The following is a 12,081-nucleotide window of genomic DNA, read 5'->3' on the forward strand; positions in this document are numbered from 1 at the left end:
CGACACCACATCCGACAACCGACGATCCGACTCCGGCTTCACCCACCCAGCACGAGGCATACACCTAAAACTACACGCATGTAACCTTAACTGAACGGTATTGGATCTAGCGCCCTGGTCTAGCACAGACTCGATCTCGCAGAACTCTCCCCGATGGGTCTCGCCCCGAGACCCATCAGGCCCGGCTACCACCGAGACGACGGGTATCGCACACCCGTTCGAATCGGTGGTAGTCTGTGTTCCATGACCGTCGGCACCCAGGGCTCCCTGTTCGAAGCCGATGTCCGCGAGCCCGAACTCGGCACACTCGGTGCCGCGGTGCAGCGTCGCACGCTCACCGCGGGCGCCTGGGTGGACCTACGACCCGGCTGGCTCAGCGGGGCCGGGCTCCTCCTCGACCACCTGATCGACGGGGTCGACTGGGTCTCCGAACGCCGCCAGATGTACGACCGGATGGTCGACGTACCGCGGCTGGTCCGCTTCTACGACGAGACCGAACGACTCCCCCACGCGGTCCTCGACATCGCGCGCACAGCACTGACCCGCCACTACCGACGTGAGCTCCCCGAAGGTTTCGCCACCGCCGGCCTTGCGTACTACCGCGACGGCTCCGACAGTGTGGCCTGGCACGGCGACCGAATCGGGCGCGGCAACAGTCACGACACCATGGTGGCCATCGTCGCGCTCGGAGGACCGCGCCCATTTCTGATGCGCCCGCGGGGTGGTGGCGAATCGATCCGATTCTCGATCGCCCATGGCGATCTCATCGTCATGGGCGGCAGCGCGCAGCGCACCTGGGAACACGCTGTGCCCAAAGTCGCTGCCGCCGGCCCGCGTATCAGCGTCCAGTTCCGACCGCCGGGTGTGCGCTGAATTCCGACCCCACGCGCCGCCCCGACGCCCGATCCCAGGGCGGCACCCGCCGCCGGCCGGTCGACGCGCCGACTCGCCCTGGCTGGACATCACACCTAGCCGATCGGCAGCACCAGCATCCCTTCCTGCACCACGTTCGCGAGCATCGCACCCGATTGCGCATAGACCGTCGCCGTGGCCAGCGCACGCCCGTCACCGCTGATCGGGACCTCCTGGACCAGCGTCACCCAGTCGTCCACGCGCGCGTCGGCATGCCACCACATCGCATGGTCGAGGCTGGCGGTGACGACTCCGGGATCACTCCAGGCGAAACCGTGGTATCGCAGTGCGGGTTCGAGCAAGGTGTAGTCACACAGATATGCCAACGCGCGACGGTGCACGGCGGGTTCGGCCGGCAGATCATCGGTCGCACGCGCCCACACGATCTGACGGAACACCCGCTGCTCGCCGGCGTCGACGTAGACCGCCCCGGGATCGTGGCGCAGATCGAAGTGTCGTTCATACGACCAGTAGCGCGCGTCGCGCACATCCGTCGCCACAAGCAGATCCGCAGCCGTCGGCAGTGATTCCGGATCGGGTAGCTCCGGCATCGGACGCTGGTGTGCCGCACCGGATGCCCCGACATGGAAGGAGGCCTGTGCGGCGAAGATCTCCTTGCCGCGCTGGGTGCCCCGTACCGCACGCGCGGAGAAGCCTCGCCCGTCGCGTACCCGCTCGACCGACCAGGTGGTGGCCTCATCCACGTCGCCGGGACGCAGGAAGTACCCGTGCAGCGAGTGAATCCGGCGATCCGGGCCGACGGTGTTCTCCATCGCGGTCGCCGCCTGCGCGACGATCTCGCCACCGTAGGCGCGGCCGGACGGGATCCTCTGATGGTGGCCGACAAACACGTCCGGTGCCACTTCGGGCAGCGTCAGCGCGGTCGTCAGCGAGTTGACAGCCACGGAGTTGATGGGATCGATGGGGTTCATCAGACTGGTCCTCGCGAGAAGTGTTGGTATGCAATCGGGTCAGTCGAGCCAGTACGTCACACCGGAGAGACTTATATCGAAACCGTGACGTGAGTTGAGAATACGGTATAGTACTCATGGGCGCCACCGCGCACGGACGCGTCATCGCAGTCGCGGCACCGACACTCGAGCCCACTGTCAACGCACTTCCCGAGAAAGGCACCGCCATGACGGTCTCCTTCGTCAATCCGCCCACACTCCTTGCGCCATCGGGCTTTTCGCATGCAACCCGACACAAGGACACGATCCACCTTGCCGGGCAGACCGCACTGACCCCCGAGGGGGTGATCGTGGAGGGCGGAATCGTCGAACAGTTCCACCAGGCGCTGTCGAACTTCCTCGAGGCACTCCGGTCGGCCGGCGGTCGACCCGACGGACTCCTGAGCATGACCATCTATCTCACCGACATCCCCGAGTATCAGGCCAACGGCCGTCGTATCGGCGAGATCTGGCGAGAACTGACCGACGATGCGCCTTATCCCGCAATGGCGGGGATCGGCGTGGTGGGCCTGTGGCAGCCCGAGGCCATGATCGAGATCCAAGGGGTCGCCGCCGCCGAGTGAGACCGCGGGAGGCCGACATCGTCGTCGGCCTCCACCTCGCATGCCACTCTCACCGCGCACCGCACCCTGGGTGACCGGACCTCGACGATCTCAGGTCAACGAGGAATCCACTTCTGAGACATAGCGTTCGGCCGCCGGGTGCAATTCCTCGTAGAGGTGGGCGAAGATCTGTTCGGCAGCCACCGCCGGCCAGTCCGAGGGCAGATTCGCCAACGGGATACCCGGATCCCGATACGGCAATCGCCGCCACACAGTGAGCATCGGTACGTACACCGCGAAGGCGTCCTCATCCGACGGCGCGGATTCGCTCACACGCTCGGCCAGCTGTGCATATCTGTCGATGAACTGCCGGTACTCCCGCGAGACGGCGTCGAGATCCCACCAGCACGACACCTTCTGGGACAGATCGCCGAAACCCACATGGCCGCCGGCGAACAGATCCACGTACTCATCGAGCCCGCTTCGCCGCAATGCTCTGCGTACTTCATCTGCCATCACCGCCGGTACCACCCACACGCCCGGGGCGACGATCCCGAATCCCAGACGCGTCAGGGTGGTCCGCAGGAGATGCCGCTTGTCGCGCTCACTCTCGGGTACCGAGAACACCGCCACCAGCCAGGGATCGGCCGCGGTGGCACGCCGATGCACGAAGATGCGATCGTCACCGTCGCCGATGACCTCGAGAACATGATCCGACAGCGAGTATCCGGCCGATCCGCCTCGGCGCTGGGCGACCAGAATGTTCTTACGCTTGAGTCGGGAGATCGCCGAGCGGACCGACGATCCTTCCACCCCAAGGGTTTCCATCAACCGCACGATCGCGGCGACCGACATCCAGTTGTCGCGGGTGCGCCCGAAGGTGCCGAAGAGTGTCACCAGCAGGTGCCTCGGCGCCGGCGGTGCACCATCCTCACCGACGTCCAGGATCTCCCGTAGCGAGCGTTCTGAATCGGTGACCGTCGTCATGGTGACAGCATAAAGCCTGGCGGCGTCACACTCCACCGCACCTGCGGCGGTTGTCGATCACCGCCGGAGTCGTCTGCGGAGACATCCCGGAACAGACCCACGACACCCATCGGGGTCAGGCACGTCCGCGACGGGAGGCGAGGTAGTTGGTCACCCGCACGGTCGACAAGAGTCGTCCCGCGTCATCGGTCACCGTCACCTCGTGAACGCAGATGCGCCTGCCGAGCGACACGGCGCGACACCGGGCGTGGACGTAGCCGGTGTCGGTTCCGCCGACGTGACTGGCCGAGAGTTCGACCCCCAGCGCCACTCGGTCCGGCGGAGCACCCGCCCCGGCGGCCATCGAGGCCACCGTCTCCGCGAGCACCGCATAGGCGCCGCCGTGGACCCTGCCGGTGATCTGCGTGTTGCCCTCCACGGGCATCCTCGCCACCGCGTGCTGGGCGGTCAGGTCCTCGATGACGATACCCATCCGCGCGGCGAGCTCGCCGGCATCGGGACGCACCTGCCCGCCGGCGACCTCACAACCGTCGGCTGCCGTGGCGGAATCACGCGTTCCGGACCGAGATGTCTGCTCAGGTGCACACATTCGCGATCACCACCTCCACGCGTCGGCGATCACGGAACCTGCACCCGCCGGCGAGCGCTGCGTCCCGACCGGTACTGCACCGGCATCGGGCCATCGGCGTAGTCCGAGTCGAGCGCAGCGTTGAGGGTCCAATACGGGTCCACCAGATGCGGTCGGGCGATGGCGCACAGATCGGCGCGACCCGCGAGCACGATGGTGTTGACGTCGTCGACCGAGGAGACGCCGCCGACGGTGATGGTCGGCACGCCGACCCTGTTGCGGATCCGATCGGCGAACGGCGTCTGGTAGAGCCGGCCGTAGCGTGGCCTGGCCTTCACCGACGTCTGCCCGGTCGACACATCGATGAGATCGGCGCCCGCGTCGACGAACATCTCGCTCATCACCAGCACGTCCTCGTCGGTGATGCCGCCGTCGGCCCAGTCCGTTGCGCTGATGCGGACGCTGATCGGGAAATCCTCACCGCAGACACCGCGCACGGCCTCGATGATCCGCACACCGATCGTCGCCCGCCCGGCGATGTCACCGCCGTAGGAGTCCGAACGCTCGTTGGTCAGCGGGCTCAGAAATGCCGACACGAGATAGCCGTGGGCGAAATGCACTTCGACGAGATCGAATCCAGCCTCGACCGCCCGACGTGCCGCAGCCGCATGATCGGCGACCACGCGATCGATGTCGTCCTCGGTCATCTGCCTGGGCACCTGGGAGTCCGGTCGATACGGGAGGGGCGACGGAGCGAGGATCTCCCAGGCCCCCTCCTCCAGCGGATCGTCGATCCCCTCCCACATCACCTTGGTGGCACCCTTGGGGCCCGCATGGCCGATCTGCAGCCCGATCCGCGCAGAGGTGTCCTCGTGGACGAAATCCACGATCTGTGCCCACGCATCCTTCTGCTCGTCGGTCCAGATTCCCGGACAGCCCGGGGTGATGCGACCGTCGGGTGACACTGCGGTCATCTCGGTGAGCACCAGCCCGGCACCGCCGACCGCACGCGATCCCAGGTGCACCAGATGCCACCGTCCCGGTACCCCGTCGACCGCTGAGTACTGCGCCATCGGCGAGACGACCACCCGGTTGGGCAACGTCAGTCCGCGAATGGTGAAGGGATGGAACATCGGTGGTGTGGAGGCGGATTCGCCGTCGTTGTCGGCGAACCACTCGTCGAGCCGCGCCACGTACTGCTCGTCGCGGGTGCGCAGCTTGTCGTAGGTGATGCGCTGAGACCGGGTCAGCAGCGCGAAGACGAACTGTTCATGCGACATGTCCCGGTAGCTCTCGATCCCTTCGAACCACGCCAGCGAGGTCAACGCAGAGCGCTGCAGCGATGCGGCAACCGGCATCCGGGCGTTCTCGTAGGCGGTGAGCGCCGCCGGGATCTGTGCGGCATCGGTCACCGCATCCATCGCCTGCGCCAGCGCCGCAGCATCCTCCATCGCGAGCTTCGTACCCGACCCGATCGAGAAATGTGCGGTGTGCGCGGCGTCGCCGATGAGCACGGTGTTACCCACATGCCAGTGTTCGTTGGACACCGCGTTGAAGTTCAGCCAGCGAGACTGGTTTCCCACCAACGGATATCCCTCGAGGAAATCGTCGAACAGATCGGCGCAGAATTTCATCGACGCCTCGTCGCTCTCACCTCGCTGCATGGGGCGATCGGCATAGGCATCCAATCCGGCCGCCGCCCAAGTCTGGGGCAATGCCTCGACGATGAAGGTCGAGCTGGTCTCACTGAAGGGGTAGATGTGGGCCCAGAACAGGCCGTAAGGCGTGTCGCGGAAGATGAAGCGGAAGCAGTCGACCGGACGGCTGGTGGCAAACCACGCGTACTTGGCCGGTCGCTGTGTCACCGTCGCGCCGAACTCACCGGCCAACGCGGCGCGCGTGGCCGAATGCACACCGTCGGAGGCGATCACGAGATCGCTGTCGGCCTGCAATTGTTCCAGGTCAGGAGATTCGGTGCCGTAGCGCACGTCGACACCGAGCTCAGCCGCGCGCTCGCCGAGGATCTGCAGAAGTCGCTTGCGCTCCATCGCGGCGAATGCATGACCGTCCGAACGTTCGACATACCCGAGGTGATCGACATCGATCGCCGACCAGTGCCGGTACTCCTTGCCCATCCGCGCCGCCACCTCGGCATCGGCCGCAGCGATGTTGTCCATCGTGTCATCGGAGAACACCACCCCGAATCCGAAGGTGTCATCGCGCTGGTTGCGCTCATAGACCACCACTTCCCTTGTGGGGTCGGCTTTCTTGCACAGGATCGCCGCGAACAGCCCACCCGGACCACCGCCGCGCACTGAGATCTTCATGTCCTACTCCTGATGTGTCGTACTGTCACGGATGACGCGGAATGAGGGTGTTCAGCACCCGTGATCGGTGAGGGGTTCGAACTCGATAGCCAGATCGGTCAGCGCGACCGCAGCCGCGCTGAGTGCGACCCGGAGATTGGATACCGCGCACGGAGCCAATTCCTGTTCGGCCACCAGGGTTTTCAGGTCGCGGTAGACATCGAGAAGTGCGACCTCCGAGGGGGTGAGTGGCTGACCCAGCAGATCTGTGGTCGCGGGGATGGCGGTCGCGTCGCTGAGTTCTGGGCTTGTGGTGGTCATGTCGGTCTCCTCGGGGACAGCGATCTCGGATGGCATTCGGGTGGTCGGCTCCTGCAGGTGTGCGGTCATCGCGCATCCACCAGACGTTTGGCCTTGAGCTCGAACCGCGGCAGCTCGCCGCTGCTCGCGCGAACGACATGGAAACGCAAACCCTCGTGGGCATCTGCGAGTTCGCGCATCAGGTCGTCACGGACCTGCATCCAGCGTCCATCGGCAACATGGTCATAGGGCTCCACCGCGAGGGTGATCTCGTCGCGGATCCCCTCGCGATGGATACGGATCTGGAATTCGTCGACTTCGTCGAACGACCGGACGATGCTCTCCACCGCCCGTGGATAGACATTCGTCCCGCGAACCAGCTTCATGTCGTCGACGCGACCGAGAATGCCGCCCTCGTACAGATCCCAGGTCCGGCCGCTCGTGGAGACCGTATGCGGAACTTTCACCACCATGTCGGCGGTGCGGTAGCGGATCAGCGGGATGGTGGTACGGCCGAAAGATGTGGTGACGCGCTCCCCGGAATCGCCATATGCCACTTCATGTCCCGTTTCCGGGTCGATGACCTGCTCGATGAAGTGATCTTCGATGATATGACATCCGCCGGGCTGGTCGGCAGGCTCGAACATGAAGATCGAGGAGATCTCGGTCATTCCGGCTGTGTCGAAGCACTTCGCACCCCACTGCGATTCGATCAACGCCTTGGTCTCGGGAATCGAGCCGGCCGGCTCACCCGAGAGGATGACGGTGTGCACCTTCGATGGCCGGCAGATCGATGCCCAGTTCCTGGGCCTCTGCGGCCAGCCGCATGGCATAGGTCGGAGTCGATGCCACCACCGTCGCGCCGAAGTCGATGATCTGCTTGATCCGCGCCGTGGTCGTCTGCGCCCCACCGGGAATGGTGAGTGCGCCGATCTTCTCCAGACCGTTGTGGAGTCCCCAGAATCCGATGAACGACCCGTATCCGAAAGCCACGTAGCCTATGTCGCTCGGGCGTACGCCCGCACCCCACAGCGCATAGCACCACATCTCCGCCGACCACGCCCAGTCCTTACGACTGTCGAGGGCACGCAGCGGCGTCTTACCCGAGGTGCCGCTGGTGGTGTGCATACGGATCGCCCCGACATGATCGGTGACCGGCAACTCGCCGTAGGGCGGGTACTGATCCTGACTGCGCATCCACTCCTCGCGGGTGAGGAAGGGGATACGTTCGATGTCTGTCCAGGACCGCAGCTGCTCGGGGGAGAACCCGGCCGCGTCGAAGCTGCGACGGTAGAACGGACTACGGGCGTATGCCCACTCGGTCAGCCTGCGCAGTTTCACGAACTGCAGTGCGCGCAGGCTGTCACGATCGAGGAGTTCTGTCTTGGGGTTCCAATAGTCAGTCGACGCCATGTTGTTGACTTCTTTCCTTGGGGTGTCGCGTCCGGTATCCCTGACCTGAGAGGGACCGCCGCACGTGGACCGCGGTGGAGATCCGCTACGCCGCGGAAGATGGTGATGGACCGACGCCTTCTCGGTCCCGCCCTTCAACTATCGCGCTTTCTTGACCGTCGTCGCAATCGCGGGACAAGTTCTTTTACGTGCTCGTAACCGTGGATCCGAATTCGCGTGCACACCGCGCGTTCACCGTGGACCCATCCGCATTCTCCCCGTGAACCAGCCCCCGAAACGACAATGGTGATGGCGCGGCCATCCGCGAGATTCTCGCGAATGGCTCACACCATCACCATGCCGTCACCGGAAATCCGCCAGGGGCGGGCTGCCGGTTCGGACCACCGCCGACCGGTTCGATTCAACCGAGATCGCCTGTGCGCCAGTTGCACTGCGCGCGGACGGGCGGAACACGCTCGCCACCAGAGTGGTGCGTGCCGGTCTCACCCGCTCAGCGAGTCATCGTGTCCAGTGCCGTCTCGGCGGCCGGGAGCGCCTCATGGATCACCTGGTAGTGACTCGTGCCACGTTCGAGCGCCAACGTTGCGGTGGAGCCACCGAAGTGCAGTTCACCCGCGAGCGCAACGCTCAGATACGTCGGCACCACATGGTCATCGGTGCCGTGGTAGATGGCAACAGGATGGGTCCATCCCGTCGTCGGAATACCCATGTAGTCATGCAGCGCCATGGAAAAGGTCGGGGTGATGAGGGGCTGGTTGAGAATCGCACCCGGCGACACCCCCGTCACCTCCTTGCGCAGATCGGTGATGCACATGGTCTTGGCCTTCTCGTACAACGCCATTCCGCGCGGATTGAGCACGCTGAGAGCATGAATGTCCGGACGCGAATCGTTGAGTCCATAGAGCGTGTAGAGCAGCAGCGAGGTCACGCCGTCGAGAACCCCTCCAGGACTGGGCAATCCGGGGAACAGAAGCTGCAACAAGTTCTCGGCGTTGGACTCCGGGGCGAACGCCAGCGTGCCACGCATCGACAACTCCGGCGCATAGGTGTCGGCAAGACGGTTGGCCATCAGCGCAGCCTGCCCACCCTGCGAGTGGCCGGCGCTCACCCACACCGTGCCGACATGCGGATCGGTTGCGCGAGCAGCCCGCACCACGTCGATGAGCGCATGGCCCTCCGCCTTCGACGACAGATAGTGATGTTTGGCGGACGAGCCGCCCAGACCGATGTAATCGGTTGCCGCGACGGCATATCCACGCTTCAGAAAGGCGGAGATGGCCTCATTGGACAGCTCTGCAGCCAGACCCGGCTTCTCCCCTGCCTCGATGTGTTCGGTTGTGGCACAAGCAGGATTGACACCCGTGGTCCCGTAACCCCATGCGACGACGGGCCATCCACCGGCCGGCGGCTTACCTGCCGGGACGAACACCTGGCCGTTCGACACAGCAGGCTTGCCGTATTCATCGGTGGTCCGATAGGTGACGAGAGTGCCCCGGGCCGCCCCGCCCAGTTCCTGTCCCGCAGGGATGGGCCGAGCACTGATCACGGTGCCGACGCCGGCACCGGGCGCCGGCGCGGCTGTTGCGGTCGCCCACGTCGATGCGCTGACCACCGCCGTCACAATCGGTCCCGACATCAGTCGTAATGCACGGTTCGGTCTCACTGGATTCCCTTCGACAACGTGGTGTCCGGCGGTGTGGACGAGCTGGTCTCGCACCGGCGGCGAAGATTCGGGCGAGGAGGCATTGCCTCACGCCTCGCCCTGCGCCAAATATCGCGTATCCATGACGACCGTCGCAATCACAATGCACAAATCTGCGCAGTAGTAACAATCATTTAACGCCGCCAACCCACTTCCGCGGTGTCACGACACATGCCCGTCATGAAAGCGCATGACCGGGGCGATCGTCGCGGCAGTGAGCGCGCACAACCGCAAAACACCACGAGCATGCCCAGCCGTTACCGTTCGGAGACCTTGCATCCCGATCGCCATCCGACATCACGGATGAGCAACATATCGCGATAGTGACAAAGGTCACATAACGCACCGTTTGTCGAGCGTACGGCGAGGAAGCGCCATCACGCGCAACCCCGGCGCGCAACTCAGATCACGAGATAATAACGGGATGATCACCGTTTCATGTACGGTCGTAGGCGGTTGACAGGTGGGCCGAGCGATACAGAACCACCGCAGGGGAGGAAGACCGCGTGGGAAAGCATTCGAAACCGCGGAAGCTGCCGTCTGGTCCGGTCATCGCGGCGGCTCTGATCCCGATCGGCATCGTCGCCGCAGCCGTCGGCAGCACCGATTCCGGTGGCGCCCGGGCACAACGCCAGGACGTGACACCCGCTGCACAGGCCTCCGGGCTCGAACAGGCGACCGGATCCGAACAGAATGCTGGTCTCGACGGTGCACGGACGGTCCCGGCATCGATCGCCAACCGGTCGACGAGTCCGCATCCGATGAGTCGGCAGGCGGCCACCTCTGCCCTGGCGACCTTCGTTGGCCCCGATCAGCCCGACATCGTGGTACGCGACGCCCATCCCGACGCATCGATCGGCACGGCGCACACACCTGCGGCCGCCGCGCCGACCGCACCCTTGCCGCATTCGGTGACCGATGGCCAGGTTCCCGACAACGCCTACAAGGCCTATCTGAACGCGGCCGACATCCTCGCCAGGCAGATGCCGCAGTGTGGGATCACCTGGCAGATCATCGCCGGGATCGGCAGTGTCGAGTCCAAACACGCCTTCGGTGCGGCCACCGACGCCTCCGGCCGCCTGATCCACCCGATCTACGGACCACGCCTGGACGGCACGCTCGCCGACAACGAAGTCATCCACGACACCGACGGGGGACAGCTCGACGGCGACCCGGTCTATGACCGCGCGGTCGGACCGACACAATTCCTTCCCGCCACGTGGAAGGAGTATGCCGAGGACGGCAACGGCGACGGGATCGCCGATCCGCAGAACATCTACGACGCGACGCTCACCACGGGGCACTATCTGTGCTCAGGCAACCTCAACCTGCGAGACGCTGCACAGCAGGTGACCGCCGTTCTGCGCTACAACAACTCGTCGGAGTACGTCAACGACGTTCTGGGCTTCGCGCGCAGCTACTGACCCGCCCAGAGTCATCTGGTGTCTCACGGTGTGCCGGCGGGGCCCTCCTCCTGCCGGAACACGACGTGGCCCTCGCCGAGAACTCAGATGTTCTCTGCGAGGGCCACTCTCGTTGCGATGCCGGCACGACCGCCGGCGGTCAGCCGTTCTTGAACCAGCCCGTGCTGGCGATGTACCAGATCTGGTCCTGCCAGTAGCCCCAGGCATGGGTGCCGGCGCCGGGGAACGACGTCCGCACATTGACCCCCGCCAGCGGTGCCAGTCCGGCGAAGTTCGCCGACTGCGCCTTGGCCAGCAACTCGATCGACGTCGAGCTCAGACCGGTCTTGTAGTAGTCCACCTGGTTGGCACCCTGCGGCTGGTGGTTGGCCCACACACCGTTGCCCGCATACACCCACATGTGCAGGCCCGCGAGCTTGCCGCTGAGCAGCTGGACTGTCGGGTCCATCGCGGTCGACTTGTCGTTGGGTGCGGTGCCCCACATGTTGTTCAGGTTGTAACCACCGGCGTCGAGTGCCGCCAGCCGCAACAATGTCTGCATGCTGATACCGCAGTTCTTGGCGAGCGCCTGCGACAGGTTGTAGGTGACCGGATCAGCGGTCGGCAGCGTCCGCAGGGGGCAGCGCGCGGTCGGGTTGAGCATCCCCGACATCGACACCACGCGGGAGTACTTGTCACGGTTGTTGTTGGCGATCATCACCGCCTGCGCACCCGACATCGACAACCCGATCAACGTCCGATTGAAGAACCCCCGCGACGTCATGTATGCCGGAAGACTCCCGGTCAGCACACTCTCCCACCGATACGGGGTACTCCGACCACCCGACGGCGCATTCCAGTCCGCATAGAAACTGGGGCTGGTGCACGAGTAGGTGACATCTGATCTGGCTTGCCCTGCCGGGCGGCCTGGAAGGATGCCAGCTGTGCCCAAGCCCTATCCCCAGGAGTTCCGCGAC

General features: G+C 65.0%; 12 protein-coding genes. 3 read left to right on the forward strand and 9 right to left on the reverse strand.

Features of this window, described 5'->3' with window-relative positions; genetic code table 11:
• Positions 1 to 243 precede the first annotated feature (243 nt).
• Positions 244 to 873, forward strand: coding sequence for an alpha-ketoglutarate-dependent dioxygenase AlkB (locus tag IEW22_RS18780; protein WP_188588754.1), 630 nt, complete (start codon positions 244 to 246; stop codon positions 871 to 873).
• A gap of 95 nt (positions 874 to 968) precedes the next feature.
• Here the strand turns inward: IEW22_RS18780 and IEW22_RS18785 are convergent, their stop codons facing one another.
• On the reverse strand, positions 969 to 1,844 hold the full coding sequence (locus IEW22_RS18785) for an acyl-CoA thioesterase (protein WP_188588756.1): 876 nt from the start codon (positions 1,842 to 1,844) through the stop codon (positions 969 to 971).
• Between the two features lie 116 nt (positions 1,845 to 1,960).
• Here IEW22_RS18785 and IEW22_RS18790 point away from each other — a divergent pair, with 116 nt between their 5' ends.
• Positions 1,961 to 2,446 carry a RidA family protein gene (locus IEW22_RS18790; RefSeq protein WP_229742899.1) on the forward strand — a complete coding sequence of 162 codons (486 nt, stop codon included), beginning with the start codon at positions 1,961 to 1,963 and terminating at the stop codon, positions 2,444 to 2,446.
• Between the two features lie 90 nt (positions 2,447 to 2,536).
• On the opposite strand, the gene IEW22_RS18795 is transcribed toward IEW22_RS18790, so the two are convergent.
• From IEW22_RS18795 to IEW22_RS18820, 7 genes are all read right to left on the reverse strand, one after another.
• The gene (locus IEW22_RS18795; RefSeq protein ID WP_188588758.1) at positions 2,537 to 3,412 is read right to left on the reverse strand and encodes a PaaX family transcriptional regulator; all 876 of its coding nucleotides are present in this window, start codon (positions 3,410 to 3,412) and stop codon (positions 2,537 to 2,539) included.
• A gap of 115 nt (positions 3,413 to 3,527) precedes the next feature.
• Positions 3,528 to 4,001: a PaaI family thioesterase gene (locus tag IEW22_RS18800; RefSeq protein WP_188588760.1), complete on the reverse strand. Its 474-nt coding sequence runs from the start codon at positions 3,999 to 4,001 to the stop codon at positions 3,528 to 3,530.
• A gap of 29 nt (positions 4,002 to 4,030) precedes the next feature.
• Entirely contained in the window at positions 4,031 to 6,307 is a 2,277-nt protein-coding gene (locus IEW22_RS18805) for an oxidoreductase (RefSeq protein ID WP_188588762.1), read from the reverse strand.
• Positions 6,308 to 6,358: 51 nt separating this feature from the next.
• The gene (locus tag IEW22_RS18810; protein ID WP_188588764.1) at positions 6,359 to 6,607 is read right to left on the reverse strand and encodes a hypothetical protein; all 249 of its coding nucleotides are present in this window, start codon (positions 6,605 to 6,607) and stop codon (positions 6,359 to 6,361) included.
• 65 nt (positions 6,608 to 6,672) lie between these two features.
• Positions 6,673 to 7,359 (reverse strand): phenylacetate--CoA ligase family protein, encoded by a 687-nt coding sequence (locus IEW22_RS20285; RefSeq protein ID WP_229742900.1) that lies wholly within the window; start codon positions 7,357 to 7,359, stop codon positions 6,673 to 6,675.
• A complete protein-coding gene (locus IEW22_RS20290) occupies positions 7,334 to 7,999 on the reverse strand; it encodes a phenylacetate--CoA ligase family protein (RefSeq protein ID WP_229742901.1) in 666 nt (221 codons plus the stop codon). Before IEW22_RS20290 ends, IEW22_RS20285 begins: the two co-directional genes overlap by 26 nt.
• Before the next feature lie 490 nt (positions 8,000 to 8,489).
• Positions 8,490 to 9,635 (reverse strand): alpha/beta fold hydrolase, encoded by a 1,146-nt coding sequence (locus IEW22_RS18820; RefSeq protein WP_188588766.1) that lies wholly within the window; start codon positions 9,633 to 9,635, stop codon positions 8,490 to 8,492.
• A 572-nt stretch (positions 9,636 to 10,207) separates the two neighbouring features.
• Here IEW22_RS18820 and IEW22_RS18825 point away from each other — a divergent pair.
• Positions 10,208 to 11,125, forward strand: a complete 918-nt coding sequence (locus tag IEW22_RS18825) for a lytic transglycosylase domain-containing protein (protein WP_229742902.1) — start codon at positions 10,208 to 10,210, stop codon at positions 11,123 to 11,125.
• 139 nt (positions 11,126 to 11,264) lie between these two features.
• On the opposite strand, the gene IEW22_RS18830 is transcribed toward IEW22_RS18825, so the two are convergent.
• Positions 11,265 to 12,056: an alpha/beta hydrolase-fold protein gene (locus tag IEW22_RS18830; RefSeq protein ID WP_188588768.1), complete on the reverse strand. Its 792-nt coding sequence runs from the start codon at positions 12,054 to 12,056 to the stop codon at positions 11,265 to 11,267.
• Positions 12,057 to 12,081 lie beyond the last annotated feature (25 nt).

Source organism: Gordonia jinhuaensis, assembly GCF_014639795.1.
In the GTDB taxonomy this organism is placed as follows: Bacteria; Actinomycetota; Actinomycetes; order Mycobacteriales; family Mycobacteriaceae; genus Gordonia_B; species Gordonia_B jinhuaensis.